This is a genomic window from Pectobacterium colocasium, assembly GCF_020181655.1.
GTDB classification, from domain to species: Bacteria; Pseudomonadota; Gammaproteobacteria; order Enterobacterales; family Enterobacteriaceae; genus Pectobacterium; species Pectobacterium colocasium.
In genome coordinates this window covers 1547877-1567672 of sequence record NZ_CP084032.1, presented here as the reverse complement: position 1 = coordinate 1567672, position 19796 = coordinate 1547877, and the positions used below count along the sequence as shown (strand labels likewise).

General features: G+C 46.0%; 17 protein-coding genes. 3 read left to right on the top strand and 14 right to left on the bottom strand.

Annotation, left to right across the window (positions count from 1 at the left end; all coding sequences use genetic code 11):
* Window positions 1-336: 336 nt before the first annotated feature.
* The 8 genes from LCF41_RS06955 to LCF41_RS06920 form a co-directional block, all read right to left on the bottom strand.
* Window positions 337-1959: a S53 family peptidase gene (locus tag LCF41_RS06955; RefSeq protein WP_225087430.1), complete on the bottom strand. Its 1623-nt coding sequence runs from the start codon at window positions 1957-1959 to the stop codon at window positions 337-339.
* A gap of 19 nt (window positions 1960-1978) precedes the next feature.
* The gene (locus LCF41_RS06950) at window positions 1979-2536 is read right to left on the bottom strand and encodes a chorismate mutase (protein WP_225087429.1); all 558 of its coding nucleotides are present in this window, start codon (window positions 2534-2536) and stop codon (window positions 1979-1981) included.
* A gap of 389 nt (window positions 2537-2925) precedes the next feature.
* Entirely contained in the window at window positions 2926-5058 is a 2133-nt protein-coding gene (locus LCF41_RS06945) for a YjbH domain-containing protein (RefSeq protein ID WP_225087428.1), read from the bottom strand.
* The gene (locus LCF41_RS06940) at window positions 5055-5837 is read right to left on the bottom strand and encodes a capsule biosynthesis GfcC family protein (RefSeq protein WP_225087427.1); all 783 of its coding nucleotides are present in this window, start codon (window positions 5835-5837) and stop codon (window positions 5055-5057) included. The genes LCF41_RS06945 and LCF41_RS06940 overlap by 4 nt, the downstream gene beginning before the upstream one ends.
* 9 nt (window positions 5838-5846) lie before the next feature.
* Window positions 5847-6524 carry a YjbF family lipoprotein gene (locus LCF41_RS06935; RefSeq protein ID WP_225087426.1) on the bottom strand — a complete coding sequence of 226 codons (678 nt, stop codon included), beginning with the start codon at window positions 6522-6524 and terminating at the stop codon, window positions 5847-5849.
* Between the two features lie 75 nt (window positions 6525-6599).
* On the bottom strand, window positions 6600-6893 hold the full coding sequence (locus LCF41_RS06930) for a hypothetical protein (protein WP_225087425.1): 294 nt from the start codon (window positions 6891-6893) through the stop codon (window positions 6600-6602).
* Between the two features lie 464 nt (window positions 6894-7357).
* Window positions 7358-8764: an NADP-dependent phosphogluconate dehydrogenase gene (gndA, locus tag LCF41_RS06925; RefSeq protein WP_130637968.1), complete on the bottom strand. Its 1407-nt coding sequence runs from the start codon at window positions 8762-8764 to the stop codon at window positions 7358-7360.
* A 230-nt stretch (window positions 8765-8994) separates the two neighbouring features.
* Window positions 8995-9891, bottom strand: coding sequence for a sugar phosphate nucleotidyltransferase (locus tag LCF41_RS06920; protein WP_225087424.1), 897 nt, complete (start codon window positions 9889-9891; stop codon window positions 8995-8997).
* A 239-nt stretch (window positions 9892-10130) separates the two neighbouring features.
* Here LCF41_RS06920 and rfbA point away from each other — a divergent pair, with 239 nt between their 5' ends.
* Genes rfbA through rfbD form a run of 3 tightly spaced genes read left to right on the top strand, consistent with a single transcriptional unit; the run spans window position 10131 to window position 12386 of the window.
* A complete protein-coding gene (rfbA, locus tag LCF41_RS06915; RefSeq protein ID WP_225088116.1) occupies window positions 10131-11000 on the top strand; it encodes a glucose-1-phosphate thymidylyltransferase RfbA in 870 nt (289 codons plus the stop codon).
* Between the two features lies 1 nt (window position 11001).
* Window positions 11002-11538 (top strand): dTDP-4-dehydrorhamnose 3,5-epimerase, encoded by a 537-nt coding sequence (gene rfbC / locus LCF41_RS06910; RefSeq protein ID WP_225087423.1) that lies wholly within the window; start codon window positions 11002-11004, stop codon window positions 11536-11538.
* A complete protein-coding gene (rfbD, locus tag LCF41_RS06905; protein ID WP_225087422.1) occupies window positions 11535-12386 on the top strand; it encodes a dTDP-4-dehydrorhamnose reductase in 852 nt (283 codons plus the stop codon). Before rfbC ends, rfbD begins: the two co-directional genes overlap by 4 nt.
* A 75-nt stretch (window positions 12387-12461) precedes the next feature.
* Here rfbD and cpsG read toward each other — a convergent pair whose 3' ends face one another.
* From cpsG to LCF41_RS06875, 6 genes are all read right to left on the bottom strand, one after another.
* Window positions 12462-13832 (bottom strand): phosphomannomutase CpsG, encoded by a 1371-nt coding sequence (cpsG, locus tag LCF41_RS06900; protein ID WP_225087421.1) that lies wholly within the window; start codon window positions 13830-13832, stop codon window positions 12462-12464.
* Window positions 13833-13844: 12 nt separating this feature from the next.
* Window positions 13845-15254 (bottom strand): mannose-1-phosphate guanylyltransferase/mannose-6-phosphate isomerase, encoded by a 1410-nt coding sequence (locus tag LCF41_RS06895; RefSeq protein ID WP_225087420.1) that lies wholly within the window; start codon window positions 15252-15254, stop codon window positions 13845-13847.
* Window positions 15255-15272: 18 nt separating this feature from the next.
* Entirely contained in the window at window positions 15273-16190 is a 918-nt protein-coding gene (locus tag LCF41_RS06890; protein ID WP_225087419.1) for a glycosyltransferase family 2 protein, read from the bottom strand.
* A gap of 118 nt (window positions 16191-16308) precedes the next feature.
* Complete coding sequence (locus LCF41_RS06885; RefSeq protein WP_225087418.1) at window positions 16309-17439, bottom strand: glycosyltransferase family 4 protein; 1131 nt, start codon at window positions 17437-17439, stop codon at window positions 16309-16311.
* Window positions 17440-17450: 11 nt separating this feature from the next.
* Entirely contained in the window at window positions 17451-18224 is a 774-nt protein-coding gene (locus LCF41_RS06880; RefSeq protein ID WP_225087417.1) for a hypothetical protein, read from the bottom strand.
* A gap of 425 nt (window positions 18225-18649) precedes the next feature.
* Window positions 18650-19795, bottom strand: coding sequence for a glycosyltransferase (locus LCF41_RS06875; protein WP_225087416.1), 1146 nt, complete (start codon window positions 19793-19795; stop codon window positions 18650-18652).
* Between the last annotated feature and the right edge of the window lies 1 nt (window position 19796).

Genomic DNA, 19796 nt, shown 5'->3' with positions numbered 1-19796 from the left:
ATATGTGAAATAGTTAAAGCGATGCATTTATCGCGCAGGATGTGCCGCATTTATCGCGCGGCGCATCAATGTTAGCAAGACATCACTGATATTATGAGTGGCACACGATCGGGCTGCATTCAGGCAAAAAAAAACCTGATACGAACATGTCTGAATAACATGTGCCGTATCAGGTTTCGCTCGGGCCTTGACCCGATCACGTCCTGCTTATCGGGTTATATCCGCTAACCGTCGTAGACTCAAACCGAGGTCGGGCAATCTGTGATGAATATCACCGAGAATCTCTTCGCCTGAGTGGGATTTGCCCCCTGCGCAGGCTATCCCAGAAATGCGCACTCACTGTTCGTGCCCATCGTCATGTTCCCGTGCGCCATTAAGCCTTACGAGGCGCTTCAGCAGACTCAGTAACTTCATGCCATCTGGCGACCCCAGCCCCGTACAAGCGTCCCAGCCTTCAGAAGCCACAAATGCGCCATTATTTCCCCGCACGATATCCTTGCAGCTATTACGGTTACGGTACAGCAAGGGAGGGATAAACAGCGATGCCGAGTGGGTCAGCGCCAGCATACGCGCCAGTAGCCCTGCCCACAGCGGCGCGACGGCGCTGGTTCCCCCAACAACGCCTTGCTGCCCGTTAACGTCAACCAGATAGCCGGTTTCAGGATCGGCATTGCCGCTGACATCAGGTACGCCGCGGTGCTGCAAAGGGTGGTGACCGCCATATTTGTCTACCAGAGACAGCCCTAACTGCCAGCCGGGCAGCGCAAAGTGCTGGCTGACACCACCGCCCGTTGCACTGCCGTCCCGGCTATGCCAGGTGGTTTCTTCCATCGCTTTTTGCAAGCGAGTACCGCCACAGGCTAAAACATAGGGACTGGATGCGGGAAAATCGACATGCAAACCATGAGGCTCACCATCTTTTGAACCGCGATCGCCAGAAGCCGCGCACACAGTAATCCCTAACGCGGCCGCGGTCTGGAAAGACTGGTTGTACACCTGTAATGATTGCGCGGTCCATTGTGATTCGCTGGATCCCCAACTAATCGAAATCACCGATGGCGCATTTTTCTCATCATAAATCGCAGCATTAATCGCCTCTAAAAACCCGGCATCGGTATTCGGAGCAAAATACACCACAATTTTAGCGGCAGGTGCCAGCGTACCCGCGATTTCGATATCCATCTGCACTTCGATATCAATCGGGCTCACCGCTTTATCGCCCTCTGACGAGGCAGGAGCATTCCGGGCACCGCCCACGCAAACATCGACAACCTGAGGAGGATTAATGCCCATGCGTTTAAAATAGTGCTCCAACTGTGGCAGGCGATATCCGCCCCCCAACTCAATAATGCCAATGCACTGCCCCGCACCATCATGCTGCGGAAAATGGTAGATCTCTGCCAACTCAAGCGGCGTATAGCCCGACGGGCGCTTTGCCGCATTGGAGAACGTCTCATTGATACGCAGGCAACAGTTCGTCGCCAGACGCTCATCAAGACCTAATACGGCAATCACCACACCCTGTAGATATTCCGGCAGGTAAATCCCGCCCGCTCTCCCACGAAATGTCCCATTGTTGTGGTCATACCGGGCTAAGCTCACGCGAAACGCCTGCTCCATTTGCCCCGCCGTCCCGGTTAAGAAAACGGTGCGGCTGGCGGCGTGTTCACGTTCAATAGAGAGCCGATGATGCCGCGCAAACGCACGGACATGCTCGATATCGGCCTCATCAGCGCTGAACTTTCTGGCATAGTCGGCGCGTGACAACGGTCTGTTGGCGTTGATACCGCCAAATTGCGGATCGATGCTATCGTGCAATTCGGCGTAATATTCTTCATCTGGCGTAGTAAAACGCAACACCAGCATGACTCTGACGCTTTCATTAACATCACAGCGTTCGCGATACGCTGCATCAGCGATATTTCCGCGCTCACTCCCTTTCAATAATTGGTAAGTCATCGTCTTCTCTCCCACTCAGCTATTTGCCGTCTGGTTCAATGTGACTCAATGCCGCATAAATCTGGCGTTTGTCGTTCTGTGACAGATGCTCAACATTAATAGAAGAAAGAAATGCAGCCTCTTGCTGGGGCGCAAAATGCCCGCCATTCGCAAGATAACGCTTAATGCTAACCAGAAGCTGGTCATCAATCGTGAGTAACGTGGGTCTAATGGTGTCGTTCAGCGAAAGCGGCGTCCAGTCGTTCTCCGGTGTCGCCAGCCAGTCCGCCATGTAGCGATACTGGATGGCTTTGCTGGCATTCATTAATGACGTAAAAAACAGTTGCGTACTCTGGGGGGATAATCCAACGGCAACGGCTTGCTCCCGCGCCTTACTCAAAATACGTTCCTCTTGCTTTAGATCCTCAACTGGCAGATGTTGACGGGCTTTATACCCCGCCACATCCTTCATCAGCACCATCCTCTCCTGAATCAGTTGATAGATTCCAAGAGAGCTATCCTGCACAGCCGCGTGCAGAGGGAGGCACCAGGCAGAACTCATCACTAACGAGATAACAGCGGAAATAGGCAAATTCATCGGGTTACACTCTCCTGTTAGCACAAGCATGAGGCTCTATAGCGCTATTTTTATTTCGCCATTGCGGCAGGAGATAATAGATTTCGCTCTATGAATCTTCCATGACGAAACTATTTCAATCATTACCCACAGGACACACTTCGTCTCAATAATGCCCTCCCTCAGTGAGAGAACCGCGATTAACCTGTTAAATTACAAGTCAATCAGGAATAGCAGCTCAGAATCCTTCCGACTGATTCAACATGATTAAGATACAAACAATAACCAAATGAAATAGTTCAATTTGTTATCAAATGACCTTCTCCCGTAAAGCAAACGCGCACAAAAAAGCCCGTCGTGGTACTTGACCATGACGGGCTTGATTAACACCCTAAACAAACAGGGATCGATTAGTGCTCGGTGACACCATACAACGGGTTACTACGCTGTAGCATCTGTCCACCATCGCGTGTCAGCGGTACCCAACCAACGGCTCCACGTTTCACCGTCGGTTCAGTGAACAGCAGGTCAAACGGTATGGAAATGTAGAAGCCTTTCGTAAAGCTTCCTTCACCATATTCAGCGGCACTAACGTTGGTTTTGGTCGCAAAGGCACCCGCAATGATTCCGCTGTCAAAGCGGCGAGACAGATCGAGCGTTACCCCTTTGTCCCCTGCCAGATAACGACCCACACTCACTTTCGCGACCGCACCTTCCACAAATGGCAGTTCCCAGTAGGCGGTCAGATGGCCTGTCACCACATCGTAATCAGCCATTCTCATGATGTCGTTCCAGTCGCGCTGTTTGACATAGTTGACATCCATACCCAGCGCCCAGCTTTTACCGAACGGGCGATACAGTACTTCAGATCCGACACCCGCATACATCATTTCCAGATAGCCGCCGTAGACCTGGGTATACCAGTCCTGTGCGGGATTATCCCTGCGAGTCAATTGCAGGTTGGTCAGCAACAAATCCGAAGAGGTGACGTATTCACGCACCCAGGTTCTGACACGCGGCAGCGCTGCGCCATCCGCCGGCGGCGCTTTAAAATTGAACTTATCGTAGTTATTCACCAGGTTCAGCGTTGCCGTTCCGCCTACGCTCCAGTGATCGCTCAGACGGTAGTCCACGTTACCTTTCAGTGCGACCTGATACATGTAGAAAGATTCTGGGCCACCGAAAGACTGCGTCAGCGTCGGATCTAATGAATACGTCAGACGATCCGGTTCTGCGAGCAGCACATGCTGGCCACGCACATCAGATACCGGTTCTTTACGGTGCGTTTCAGGTTCCGGTTGACCAAGAGGAACGGCAGCCTGTTTAACCTGATGGAAGGCTTTGGCATCCACTTCCGTGCTGGCAATCGGTAAACGCTGGTTGCGCTGAACAAAATGGTATTCATCAATGTTACCCGGCACATGGTTCGCTAATACCGTCGCGGCACGCTGCGTTGCCTCTTCGCTATCACGATACTTTGTCTGATCGGCAACAATGGTGACCTGTTTTTGATCAGCGTAGATATCAGCATCCTTATAGCCAGCTTTATCATTCAGCTCTTTCGAGACAAGCTGCCAGTTGGTCCCTTTACCATCCTGCACTGGTGCATAGACGGGTGGCGCATCGTCTAAATAGTTCGGCTTCAGGTCGTTGAAATTAGTGCGTAGGGTAAAGCCCCACATCAGGGTATTGCCGCGCTGCCACGACAGCGTGGTATCCAGCACATCTCCTATACGATAGACGGCGCCAATGTTGAAAGGAGAATCCTGCTTGATTTTCTCTCTTCGCCCACCGTCTGCAGCCTCATTACTATAATCGTTGCCGTCATACTCAAGTTTCAGACGTAGCGGATCCCAGGGGGTCTGGTATTCAACACCACCAAACAGCGCGGCCGTACCGTGGAAAAAATTCCCCACCTCAAACTGACCAGTTTCCGTATTCTGCGTGCGATTACAAAAGCTGGCTTTCAGCGAACAGGCCGGGTTTTTAATATTCCCGCTCTCCGCCATATTGCCCCACCCCATACCCAGGGTGAAATCAAACGGCCCCATACGCTTACTGGCTACCAGATATTCGCTATCAAACAGCCCGGTACCCGCAATATCACGCAGCCCCACAGAAACATCCGGCATCCAATAGCTTTCCTGCCATAAGCGCGCCTTGAGGTCGAACGCCTTATCTTTGTAGGTTTGGCTACCGCTAAAAGATGGATCGTTGCTATAAAGACGAGTACGGATATCGGTATAACGCACCGTGGTTTCCAGCCAGTCAAAGAGCTGGAGAGAGATGGAATAACGCCGGTATTCCTCGTTATCTCGATAGTTAAGGCTAAACTCACCGGTTTGCGCCATACGTGCAGTCGGCATTTGCAACAGGCCCGTGCCACCGAAATCAGACTGCGATACGCCTGCAGGCTGAAAACGCATGTTTGGGTTGGTCGCAGTACGGCTGCTTTCTGTTTCAGTCGCTATCGCCTGCGCACTCAAGATGCCGCCAATCGCCAACGACAGACAGCTTAATTTAACGTTTCTGTTCTTTGTCATTCGAGTGGGATCCGGTTAGCAAGGTAGTCAGCAAGCTGATCGTTAAGTGATGACATATCCTGTGGTAAAACGGAGGGATTGAAACCGATAAAGATTGTTTCACCCGCAGCAGGTTCAATGTGCTGACGGTTCCACAGCGCCAGCGGCACTTTGCGCCACTTGCCATTTCCCCCAATCAGATAGCCGTAACTGTTATCCGCTCCCGCGAGAAGCCGCCGTCCGGAGAGATAATTCTCGGCTGACCACCCGGCACGCAGCGCCACTTTTCCCGATGTCTCCAGTTCGCCCACATCAGCGGAGGTGTTCACCAACCCGATCAGCGACAGTCTGTCATCATGCGGTGCCACATACAGCGCATATTCCCCCACCAGAGGGCGGTTATTTTCTATATAAACACGTACGCGGTCAGGATCCAGCTCGGTACGAATACGACCCGCGACATTAATTGGAGTCAGGGTTTTTCTCAGAAGCCAGGCGGAAATAGCCAAATCGCCATCACCCGAGTTACGCCAGCGCGTTTCCAGCTCTGCCAGCTTTTGCAGCAAGACATCACCCTGTGCGCGTACCTTCTGCGTTGTCGCAAAATCAGAAATAAACGCCGTTTGCCAGTTGATATTCTGTGGCCAGGGAACCTGTTCGTAAAATTTTTCAAGACGCGTACCGTCGTCCAGTTTAACGACGGCGATCGTCTCTTGAGGCGATTTCACCGTCAGTTGTGCGGCGGTAGCGACACCGGAAACCAGCAGCAACAAGGTAGCGATACGATTAAGTGCCAACATTGCAGCCCCTTATTGTACGTAGGGTTTTAATACGGTGAATGTTACCAATGCCATACCCGGCCCCATGTACTGTTGGCTTTGCACCACACTTCCGTTAGCCGGATCGAGCCAGTAGCTATTGGTGTAAGATTCATTCAAGGTGGGGACGGTCACTCGTTCATCAAAACGTAGCAGTTCACGCGAGGTATCCAGAATTTTTATCGTTTCTTTGCCACGAGCCTGAAAAACGGACGTGGTCTCGTAACCACCGCGGAAGACTTGAGACCATTCAACCCGGCTCTGCCATGTCATTGGCGTCGATGTTTTTAATAGGCCTAACGTCAGGGGATCCTGTTGCAGGTTATCCACATAGGTAATGTCTTCACCAAAACCCTGCGTTTTCACTAAGCGACCATGTTGGGTCGAAACGATGTTCTTATCGGCCCCAATCCATTTCAATCGATTCTGCTCGGCAAAAGCGAGCACAACAAACGCCTGCGGTGCTTTACCCACTTTCAGATAGGCAGAGGCATAAGGCGTATTGGCAACCTGTTTGGCCGTCACATGGGTATCATCCTGACCGAAAAACGCCAGTTTAAACGTTTTCCCCACCTGCTCCACATTTTGGGAACAGCCAGTCAGCACAACCGATAAAAGAGGTATGGCAATCAGCGCACTCACCTTTGCCATTCGTTTTATTTTTGTCATGAAATGCAGTTCTCGTTGAACAGCGCAGCCTGGAAAAAGAAAGGCCACCGAAGTGGCCTTAGTGTTACAACGAACTTAAGTACGAGTCGTCGTTGACGTGCCCGTTGCAGGCGTACTGTTATCGTTGCTAGAAACAGCAACTGCAACAGCAACACCGATCGCCGCAGCAGCACCAACAGCGATCAGAGCAGTCGTACCAGCGGCAAAGCCAGCACCACCAGCACCCGCGGCACCAGCAGCGGCAGCGCTAGTGGTCGTGGTGGTGGTGGTAGAGGTACCCGCAGCGGTGGAGCTGGATACGCCATCAACAGCAAACGCGTTTGACGACATGGCCAGAACAGCAGCCAGCGTGATTAACGTTTTCTTCATTACGATTTCCTTTTTAACATGAAGTACTTCAAGGTGGGGTACCGTCGGAAAAACCATACCCCGTCCTTCATTCCAGCCAGCAGAATGGCAAAACATTCATTTTGCTTTGTGCATGACCGTTACCGGGATCCTCCCAGTAATGAGTTACAGTTCAATAGCGCTGAAACTCTCTGTGAGATGAAGCTATCTTTGAGATGCAACCACCTCTGATAAGTAATACCAGAAAGCAAAACTACAACTCAATTTTTGCAACACTGTTAAAAATAGCAAGATCCCGATGTAATAAACAGTAATGATCTCGGTAAAAAAGCAGATTTCTTTAATGAAATTTACAGTATCCCAGATAAAAAGCCATAGATATCTTAATGATATCAATCCATTGATTCACCGATACAAAAAAACGCCAGATATTTCCTAATCTGGCGTTTTATTAACAAACGGCGCTATCTAAGCATAAGAAACCGCTATTCCAGCCACTCGGTATGGAATACGCCTTCTTTATCCGTACGCTTATAAGTATGTGCACCGAAATAGTCGCGCTGAGCCTGAATCAGGTTAGCGGGCAGCACGGCAGAACGGTAGCTGTCGTAGTAGGCAATGGCCGCAGAGAACGTTGGCGTTGGGATGCCTTGTTGAACCGCGTAAGATACGACGTCGCGCAGCGCCTGCTGGTATTCGTCAGCCACTTTCTTGAAGTAAGGTGCTAACAGCAGGTTAGCGATATCCGCTTTCTGCTCATACGCATCGGTGATTTTTTGCAGGAACTGTGCACGGATGATACAACCAGCGCGGAAAATCTTGGCGATTTCACCGTAGTTCAGATCCCAGTTGTTCTCGTCGGATGCTGCTTTCAGCTGTGAGAAGCCCTGAGCATAAGAAACGATTTTACCCAGATACAGCGCACGACGCACTTTCTCAACAAATTCGGCTTTATCGCCACCGAATGCCTGAGCCGTTGGGCCAGTCAGCACTTTAGAGGCAGCAACACGCTGATCTTTTAGTGAAGACAGGTAACGAGCAAAAACGGATTCCGTGATCAGAGACAGCGGTTCACCCAGATCCAGAGAGCTTTGGCTGGTCCATTTACCCGTGCCTTTGTTAGCCGCTTCATCCAGAATCACGTCAACCAGATAGTTACCTTCTTCATCTTTTTTCGTGAAGATGTCGGCCGTGATTTCAATCAGATAGCTGCTTAACTCGCCTTTATTCCACTCGGAGAACGTTGAGGCCAGTTCTTCATTGCCCAGATTCAGAGCCTGTTTGAGCAACGCATAGGCTTCAGCAATCAGCTGCATGTCACCGTATTCAATGCCGTTATGCACCATCTTGACGTAGTGACCTGCGCCATCAGCGCCAATGTAGGTCACACAGGCTTCGCCGTCAGCACGCGCGGCAATCTTTTCCAGAATCGGCGCAACCAATTCGTAAGCTTCTTTCTGGCCGCCCGGCATGATGGAAGGCCCTTTCAGCGCGCCTTCTTCCCCACCGGATACACCTGTACCGATGAAGTTAAACCCTTCAGCGGACAGTTCGCGGTTACGGCGAATCGTATCTTTATAGAAGGTGTTACCGCCATCGATCAGAATATCGCCCTTTTCCAGGTAAGGTTTCAGCGATTCAATCGTTTTATCGGTTGCTTCACCGGCCTTCACCATCAGCAGAATACGGCGGGGTTTTTCCAGGGATTCGACAAACTCTTCAACGGTGTAAGAAGGCACCAGTTTTTTACCCGGATTTTCCGCGATAACTTCATCAGTTTTATCGGAAGAACGGTTAAAGATGGAAACGCTATAGCCACGGCTCTCAATGTTCAGCGCCAGATTGCGCCCCATCACCGCCATACCGACAACGCCAATTTGCTGTTTGGACATTAAAGCAACTCCTGTCTGAAGGATAACCTGCCTGCAACGGCGACAACGTCTCGCGTTGCGACCTCGCAAGCAATTTAAAAACAGGCCAACATGGTAACTCAGCTTTGCGTGAGTGGGTAGTGATTGGTTTGATAGCGAAAGCTCACCCAATCGGAACGTATGGTGGGAAAAAGAAAAAACCGCAGAACGATTCAACGATCTGCGGTTTTACAGCGAGTTATCACTCAATATTACTTTTTCAGCAGCGCCTTAATACTTTCTTTAAATTCGGCACCAAACTCAGGGTTGCGTAACCCATAAGACACAAATGCCTGCGCGTAACCCAACTTACGGCCACAGTTAAAGTTCTTGCCTGACATTTGCACAGCATCCACCTGCTGAGTCGCGATCATATCGGCAATCACATCCGTTAACTGAATACGTCCCCATGCACCAGGGACCGCTTTTTCCAGCAGTGGCCAAGCATCGGCTGTTAACACATAACGCCCGACGGCAGATAGATCAGACCCCGTATCAGATGGTGCCTCAGGCTTTTCAATCATAGACGTAATCGCTGCGGCATCGCCGGGGTTCACCAGCGGTTTGTCACAATCGACGACAGAATACTCAGGCAACACCTCATAAGGACGATGCTTCACCAGCACCTGACTACGCCCTGTTTCTTCAAATCGAGAGATCAGCAACGCCAGGTTTTCCTTCGTCTGATCGGCTGTGCTTTCATCCAGCACCACATCGGGCAACACCACCACAAACGGACTGTCGCCAATGATTGGGCGAGCACAGGAGACCGCATGCCCTAACCCCAGCGTTTCTCCCTGACGAACGTTCATAATCGTCACGCCTTTCGGGCAGATTGACTGTACTTCGGCCAGCAGTTGACGCTTGGCACGTTCTTCCAGCAGAGATTCAAGCTCAAACGAGGTGTCGAAATGATTTTCTATCGCATTTTTAGATGCGTGCGTCACCAGGACAATTTCTTTAATTCCCGCGTTAACGCATTCGTTAACGATCTTCTCGATTACCGGACGGTCAACCAGCGGCAGCATTTCCTTAGGAATTGCCTTGGTCACCGGTAACAAATTCATCCCTAAACCTGCAACAGGGATAATCGCTTTCAATGATGTCATGGATTGACTCTCTTCAATCTGATGGTTTTTATCTAACTGTTTTGATCTTGCCGATCGTTTTCACCCTGCGAGGGTAATGCCACAACGCCACGCATGACACTAAGATTACACCTAATCCGAACCAAAGAGATCACATGTATAGACTTTTTCCACTACACCAGACAATTCTGGTGGAACAGAGTGATATAATGGGGCGACTATTGAAAGATATTCGTAATGAAATAAAGGTGGGATTATTGATGAAAGGGATCGTACTCGCAGGGGGAAGTGGCACTCGCTTATACCCAATTACCCGTGGCGTTTCTAAGCAGCTATTGCCGATCTATGATAAGCCGATGGTCTATTACCCTATATCAGTTCTTATGCTCGCAGGCATCCGCGAAATCCTGATTATCACTACGCCTGAAGACATGCCAGCATTTCAGCGCCTTTTAGGCGACGGTAGCCGTTTTGGCATTGAACTCAGCTACGCGATCCAACCCAGCCCTGATGGATTGGCTCAAGCCTTTATCATCGGTGAAGAATTTATCAATGGGGAACGCTGCGCGCTGGTACTCGGCGATAATATTTATTTTGGTCAAAGCTTTGGCAAGAAGCTTGAAGCCGTGGCGGCAAAAGAAGAAGGCGCAACGATTTTCGGTTATCAGGTCACTGACGCCGAGCGGTTTGGCGTCGTCGAGTTTGATCAGGATTTCAAAGCGCTCTCGATAGAAGAAAAACCGGTAAAACCGAAATCTAACTGGGCTGTCACTGGGCTGTATTTCTACGATAAGAATATTGTAGAAATGGCAAAGCAGGTCAAACCGTCACACCGCGGCGAGTTAGAAATAACTACGCTGAATCAGATGTATCTAGAGCAAGGCAATCTAGACGTTGAATTATTAGGACGTGGTTTCGCCTGGCTGGATACAGGCACGCATGACAGCCTGATTGAAGCGTCACAATTTATCCATACCATTGAGAAACGCCAAGGATTTAAAGTCGCTTGCCTGGAAGAGATTGCATTCCGCAAAGGCTGGCTATCTAAACAGAAAGTTGCTGACGAAGCAAAAGTAATGAGCAAAACGTCCTATGGACAGTATTTAACCCAACTCATCGCAGAGAAATAACATGCAAGTCATTGATACTACTATTCACGGCGCAAAAATCGTTCAGCCGAAAGTATTCGGTGATGCAAGAGGTTTTTTTCTGGAAACGTTTGAAAAGAGACGTTATCAGGAGATGTTGGATATCGATGTAAACTTTGTCCAAGATAATCACTCTCGCTCAAGTAAAGGCGTATTACGAGGCCTGCATTTCCAGAAAACCAAACCACAAGGAAAACTCGTCCGCGTTGTACGCGGAGAGGTATTTGATGTAGCGGTAGATATTCGTCATGGTTCATCTACCTACGGAAAATGGTATGGAGTGCTCCTATCTGAAGAGAATAAAACCCAGTTCTGGCTGCCACCTGGCTTGGCACACGGTTTTGTCGTTCTCTCTGATACCGCAGATTTCGAATACAAGTGTACGGATTATTATGATCCGAGCGATGAAGGTTGCTTGCTATGGAACGATCCCGAGCTTGGCATTGAATGGCCGATAACCGCCCCTTTACTATCTGAGAAAGATAAACTAGGGAAATTATTCAAGGACCTGGCAAAATGAAAATATTACTGACTGGCGCAAATGGGCAATTGGGTCGCTGTTTTCAGGATAGTCTTCCCGCCCACTGGCAAATATGGTCAACGGATGCCAACGAGCTTGATATCACTGATTTAAAGCAGGTTGAAGCGGCTGTAGCGCGTTATCAACCGGATGCGATTGTTAATGCTGCAGCTTATACAGCCGTTGATAAGGCGGAATCAGAATCTGTCTTAGCAGAAAAGATCAATGTTACTGGTCCCCATAATTTGGCTACCGTGGCACATGAGAAGGGAATCCGCTTAGTACACGTGTCAACGGATTATGTCTTCGATGGACATGCCACGACGCCTTATATTGAATCCAGCACCACCAATCCCTTAAGCGTGTACGGCAAAACAAAGTTAGCTGGCGAGCAAGCTGTAACCAAAGCAGCACCAGACGCCATCATCGTTCGCACTGCCTGGGTGTTCAGCGAATATGGTAATAATTTTGTTAAAACGATGCTGAGGTTGGCAAAAGAGCGTGATGCATTAAGTATCGTTGCCGATCAGAAAGGATGCCCAACTTATGCTGGAGATTTAGCGCAGGCGATTATTTCTCTTCTTGAGAAAAATGCGGAAAGCGGAATTTATCACTATTGCGGTGATAAAGAAGTGAGCTGGTATGAATTTGCAAAAACCATTTTTGAAATGGCAAAACAGCAAGGCGTTATCGATAAACTCCCACAGTTAACGGCGATAACAGCTGAGCAATACCCTACCCCAGCACATCGACCTCAGTACTCTTCACTGTCGTGTGAAAAAATCGCGAGATTGACAATAAAACCATCAGACTGGGTTGGCGCGCTGTCACGAACCCTGCCACGCTGAATGAAAGACCTGCTTTATTATAAAAATAAAGCAGGTCTTAATTTACTAATAATTTATACCACTAAAAATAACCTATCACTGCCGTAGCAGACTTAAAATCGCGTCAGTTTTCTCGACCATTAAAGCGCTATTTGCTTTGGATTCTACATTCAGGCGAACAACCGGTTCCGTGTTAGAAGAACGAAGGTTGAAGCGCCAGTCCTCAAACTCCAAACTAATACCATCCGTCTCATCAATAAACAGAGCTTCAGACAAGTACGCCGCTTTAACACGCTCTATCGCGTTAGCGGGTTCGCTTAATGTGGAGTTGATTTCTCCAGATGCTGGATAAGCCTGCATCCTTTCACTCACCAAATCGTGAAGGCTTTTATTTTTTACACAAAGCAATTCAGCGACCAACAGCCAGGGAATCATTCCAGAGTCACAGTACGCGAATGAGCGGAAATAATGATGAGCGCTCATTTCTCCGCCGTAGATTGCATCTTCTTGCCGCATCCGCTCCTTAATAAAGGCATGCCCTGTTTTGGACATAACAGGCTTACCCTGCTGGGAGCTAACAATATCAATCGTATTCCAGCTCAGTCGAGGATCATGGATGATTTTGGCACCGGGTTCTTTTTGGAGAAAAGCATCGGCCAATAAGCCAACAATGTAGTATCCCTCAATAAACTCGCCGAGATGATTGAACAAGAAACAGCGATCAAAATCACCATCAAAAGCAATCCCCATATCCGCAGAATGAGCGATAACCGCATCAGAGGTATCTTTTCTACATTCCGGTAAAAGCGGATTAGGGATGCCATTAGGGAAAGAACCATCGGGCTGATGGTGCACTTTGATAAAGGTTACGGGAATATTTAATTGGTTAAAGCGTGCTTCCAGCGCATCAATAACGTGTCCTGCCGCGCCATTACCACTGTTGATGACTAGCTTTAATGGTTTAAAATTTGCAGGCTCTATATAGGTCATTAAATGCTGAACATAATCGTCAAGCACAGAGATTTGGGTGTACTCGCCCTTTTCTTCAGCGCGAACCGCAGGAAAAACATTTTTCTCCGCTAATGCCTGAATATCACGCAGCCCAGAATCACCACTAATCGGCCTGGCACCTTTGCAAACCAATTTCATTCCGTTGTAATCAATTGGGTTATGGCTTGCAGTAACCTCAATTCCCCCGTCAATTCCCAGATGATGTGTCGCGAAATAGATTTCTTCTGTCCCCACTAATCCGATATCTAATACGTTCGTCCCCGCATCGCGTAAACCTTCGGACAGCGCTAATTTCAAACTTTCACTGGTCAACCTGACATCGCCTCCGACAACAACATTTTTGGCTTTAGTAAACTGACCATAGGCTCGGCCAATCCGGTAAGCAATATCTTCATTAAGCTCGTCATCCAGACGACCCCGAATATCATAGGCTTTAAAACAGGTTAGCGTAGACATCAATAATACCCTTTATACTCTGCCATATCGATCTTGCAGTCTAACGATGTCATCGTCAGCCAAATAATGCCCTGAACGTACCTCAATCATTACCAGATCGATAGCGCCAGGATTTTCTAAAATATGAACAGCACCAGGCGGAATAAACGTAGATTGATTCTCTGAAAGGAAAAACTCTTTTTCATCAATACTTACTTTGGCCGTGCCCACTAGCACAACCCAATGTTCTGCCCGATGGAAATGCTGTTGCAGGGAAAGACCATGCCCTGGGTGGACAATGATTTTTTTTACCTGATAGTGGTCGCCGGAATCAATATTGCTAATTTTACCCCACGGACGAAATGACTCAGGATGCTCGCGGTAGTGATGGAGATTACTTTCTTTCAGGCAATCAACCACTTTTTTGACATCTTGCGATCTATTTTTAGCAGCTACCAGAAGTGCATCTCCGGTATTAACAATAACAACATCATCAATGCCGATGGTTGCAACCAATGCTGAGTCAGAAGAGATATAGTTATTATGGCTATCAAGTGCGATCACTTCGCCAATATTAACATTACCCGATTCGTCCTTTTCTAAAATATCCCATAGTGATGCCCATGAACCAACATCACTCCACCCCGCGGCTAATGGAATCACTACAGCATCGCTGGTGTTTTCCATGACGGCATAATCTACAGAATCATCTGGGCAATGGGTAAAAGCCACTTCATCAAGGCGAGTAAAATCCAGATCTTCTCGCGAGTTAGCGCAGGCTTGTTCGCAGGCAGCAAAAATATCAGGGCGATATTCTTTAAGCGCATTCAAGTAAACACTCGCCTTAAACATGAACATACCGCTATTCCAATAATACTCGCCTGATGAGACGTAAGCTTCTGCTGTGCTCACGTCCGGTTTTTCAACAAAGCGATCGACGGAAAATGCTGCATCGTTAACACTGGCGCCCCGACGAATATAGCCATACCCCGTATGTGCCTCAGTCGGGACAATACCGAAGGTAATTAATTTCCCCAAGGCAGTAAGCGGCTGAGCCTGATTTACAGCTTGCGTAAAGGCTGCCTCATTCTCAATGACGTGGTCTGCGGCTAACACCAGCAAGATGGGATCAACATCCGGTGCTGAGCGCATGGCTTGCAACGCAGCCACAGCGATAGCCGGTGCCGTATTACGCCCACACGGCTCAAGGATAATTTTTCCTTCACAGTGCAATTCGCGAAGTTGCTCAGCAACAATAAAACGGTGCGCCTCATTACAAATAACGAGTGGGGCTGCTGACTCAAATCCAGCTAACCGACTAATTGTAGCTTGCAACATGGTGACATCGCTGTGCAATGCCAATAACTGTTTGGGATACAAGGCACGGGATAGAGGCCAGAGGCGAGTACCGGAGCCACCTGCCATAATAACGGGAACAATCATGTTACATCCTTTTATATCTCAAACAGAAGAATTCCAATAACTCTTGTACATAGACAATTTTTTGCACAGCGAGCGATTCAGGCGATGATAATTCTTACCCAACTTATATCCCAAATATTTTGCCCCCGAACTCGCAACAGAAAAAGGGATATACTGGTAATGATTATTTTTTAACAGGTAACCAATTTGACCACAGGCAAATTTTACCCCCTCGCCTTCGACCTTACCAAGACTTGTCAACATCCACTCTTGCGTTTTATGGAAGACGCCAATATCAAAATAGCGCTTAAATTCTTCACCGACGCTGTAATTGTGGGAATGACGTGCAAGCGCTTGCGGCATATAAGCCACTCTTATTCCTGCCGATAGCATCCGTGCAGCCACGTAAGCGTCTTCACCCAGGATAAGTTTTGCCGGGAACCCGCCAGCCTGACGCAGCGCACTGACTCGATATCCGGAAAAAGAGTTGGACATAAATGCCTTGCGGAAGCCCTGAGGAAAATAATCTTCCATCGATGTCACATATCCAACTTCGCCATAGCTATGTAACCGAGCATGCGTGGCAAGTGGGTTCGCATCATGGTGAGGGAGTTGACGCCCATAGACGGCCCCCACACTTTCATTATTGAATGCGCTGAGAAGATGGAAAAACGCCTCATCATTCTGCAATATCGCATCCTGAGTCATATAAATCACAAACTCGGTGTTAACTTTTTCTAATGCCATGGAGCGAGTGCCTCCATGATCAAAGGTCGATTTATCTATGTGATGGACTTCAAAGCCAGCCTCAAGGGCATACTTTACGGTATTATCTGTAGAGCTTGAATCAATAATAATAACGCTTTCAGGCTTCGTAGTTTGAGATTTAATTGAACTAATGACCTCTGGCCACATCGTTCCTGCATTATAAACCGGTATAACAAGAGAAAACTTCATAGTCACTTCCAAAATAATTTAATTAGAAATTAAATTAATCAGGTTACTTATTTTAGGCTATCTGTAATTTCAAAAAATCATTATGTCGTAGCAAAATTAATTACCACATACATAAGAGTCAGCTAGCATTTTCATTGATATTCTTTAACCCACGCATAAGCATATCTTTGCATCTGTCATAGCTGTATAAATTGATTCTCTGCAACCCAGCATCAATAATGCTTTCACGGGATACTTTCAAAGTATCAACGGCCTGTTCCCAACTTTCTCTAACATTGGGATCAACATATACAGCGGCATCCCCTAATACCTCGTTAAACACCGGAATATCCGAAACAATAACAGGTAAAGACAGACTCATTGCTTCAATAGGCGGTATACCAAACCCCTCGCTTAATGAAGGATACACGAGTGCAAAAGAGGTTTTATACAGTGAACTTAATTCCTGATCACTGATATGATGTTTAAATGTTACACTGTTCTCAAGCCCCAGCGCGGCAACCAAAGATTTTAACTCATTAAAATAATCCGTTTGACCACAAACAATGACCGCATTGTAAATATCTTTATGGTATGCAAGAAAGTTCTTCAAAAAGGAATGTGCATTCTTATGCTTCCAGTTTGCGCCAACCATTAAGAAAGTGTTTTTAACCTCCTCTTGCTCACCCTTTTCTATATCATCAGGACGCAAAGAAGGATCAATGGAATTGTAAACAACCTGTATATCAGTGCGTTTAACACCCATATACTCCTCTATTTCATTCTTCACTGTTTCCGAAACAGTAAATACGCCTCTTAGCTCTTTTACCTTACGAGGCAAGTAACGAGAGAAATAGATTTCCTGTAATTTCGAGTCTGGGTAAAATGCCGGACGCAAGTCATGAATAGTAATAAATTGATTTTTAAAGAAAGGTATAGAGTGGTGCGTTGTACTTAGCAACGCTACATTTTTTTTCTTTTTACTCATAACGAGCTTACAGCCCAATAAATAGCTGTATGAAAGCCATATTAACGGTCTAAATTTTGATACCTTCATAGTATTAGATACTATTTCCGGCGTGATAATTATCTCAACCTTGGGATTTTTATATCTATTGGAAAAATATTCAACGTGGTCTTTAGAGCATATGATCGAGTCGAGAAAACCAGATTCATGCAGCATGTCAGCAATGTTTTTGGAATAATTCCACATCCCTGTGCCGTATTTTCCTACCCTTGATAAATTCAATGCTATCTTTTCAACTTTCATGGCTATCTGACCTATTTTGTTTTTAAACGTACATTTAAAAAGAAATACAAAATCAACGCAAGAACGCAATGCTCAAAGAACAGCCAGCCAAAACCAATTGGGAGAAGGTTCGCACCACATAAAAAAGCAAAAGGAATGAAGTAGTAAATATTCCTATTAGTTTTGAGGATATGAACAGTAACCTTAAGCAATAGACCTTTAATAAAATAAGTAACAGAAATGATGACGATGGAAAAGAATCCAAAATCAGCATAGAAATCGCCTAAGCCAAAGGATGGTACGCCCTGATTATTATAAAAACTTTCAGAATAAAAACGGCGAGCCAGTTCGAAATAACCAAAGTCAACTGGCTTATCAGGGTATATCGCTCTGGGGATCCTTGAAAAAAATTCACTCTCCAATAACAATCGGCCAAACTGAGGCTCGTAGCCACTGTCGATAAGCAAAGCAAAGTTTCTGGTATAGTCGGAATACCCTGCCATCACTAATATGGCCGATTTGAAATCGATACCAAAAGTAAATACAAAGATAAACGCAATAAGGAAAGAAACAACAGCAGAAAAGATAAAAAACGTTTTGATAGAAATAATTTTATTCAAAACATAGCGCTGATAAATAATGTAGTTTATAGCGACCGTTAGCAATGGTGATTTATTACCGTGGAAATAAATAAGAACCAAATTTATCAAAATAATTGCGATAGATAAAAAACGGTATTTAGATGTTGTGTAAAAACCTAGAAACACAGCTAATTGACTAAACAATATGGAAAGGAAGAAGCTCATTCCATATCCTGTCCTCGTTCTCTCATAAATTATCCGAGGAGTAAAAAGATATTCTTTGAACTCCCGCATAATAGGAAGAAATGAATAGAACGCGATGACAGTAAGGAAAATAGAAAAAATCAGATATTTATCATAATTTATTGGTGCTGCTTCATGATTAGGTATTTCTTTCAACTTTAGTGGAAAAAAGTACCCAATAAAAAGAAATAAAAAAGAAGCTGTATAGCACAAATAGATGAATAGATAACTCAAATTGCTATATGAACTACCAACATAATATTCATGAAAAAACTCAAAAATAAAATACTGCGGTACAATCATAAAAATTAAGGGGGTAAATATATTTACAACACTCTTGCTTTTTTTATAGACAAAATAATATAGAACCAACCAGATAAAAAGAGATGACAATATAAATACAATCTTCATAAAAAAGTCTCGTCTAATACTTCAATGCCTTTAGGATAGAATAAATCATCACGATTTATTTTCATTTTAGTCATTTTATTGTTAGATAAGGCATAGTTAATCTTTTTGGCGAGATTTTTTGACTCAATATCATCACCACCACCTACATCATATAGTAATTCTTCCGAAATATAATCGCTCATGCCATCTCTATTTGCACCGATGCATGGGATATCGAGGGATAATGCTTCAAGCATCGTCAAAGGAACGCCCTCAAAACGCGACGGCATAACTACATAATCAATTCTTTCATCTATTTGGTACCATTTGTCGACCCAGCCAGTAAATGATACCTTATCGGAAAGATGATTGCTCTCTATCATGTCTTTCACCATATTCATATCTGGCCCATCACCGACTATAATCAGATGTATTCGTTTAACGATTTCATCATCGATATATTTTAATGCATTAATTAGTATGTCGTGCCCTTTTTGCTTTATTTCCACCCTACCGATAATAGCTAGATTAATTTTTTCAGATGAATGACTGTCAGCAGGAATAATTGCAGAAATAGGCTCAATGAAGTTATTAACAATACTTACTTTAGCCGAAGCATTCCTTTTCTTTAAAAGAACCTCATTAGGCTTAGATATCGTTATGTAATTCATGCACATTTTATAGGTCAATGCAGAAACCACATCACGAAGTTCGCCAAGCTTAAACCCCATATGCTTAAATGTATGACACATGGGGATATAGCTTATCAACAGATCTCGACACCCAAGAATATAAGAAACCCAAATAAACTCAGCGCCAAGCTCAATACTCCCCTGCACAAGGACAGCTTTTTGTCGTGAGGAAAAGAGTTTCTTGATAAAAAGGAGTTTTCTAACAAAAGAGAACGGTTGAAAAAAAGAAAGAAGCGGATTCTTATCTGAAGACCAGGAGTGAGAAAATATCTTTATTCTCTCATGGCCAAATTTTTCATTGAGTGCCTTCAGAGAATCTAATACCTTGATGTTTCTTTTATTAACATGACACTCAATACCGAGAGAGTTATGACTCGCCATATAATTCAAAATGTTTATTGTCATAACTTCATGTCCACCATACAGGTGGTTGGGAAAAATAAAGGATGAAGTATAGTTATTTTCTTTCATA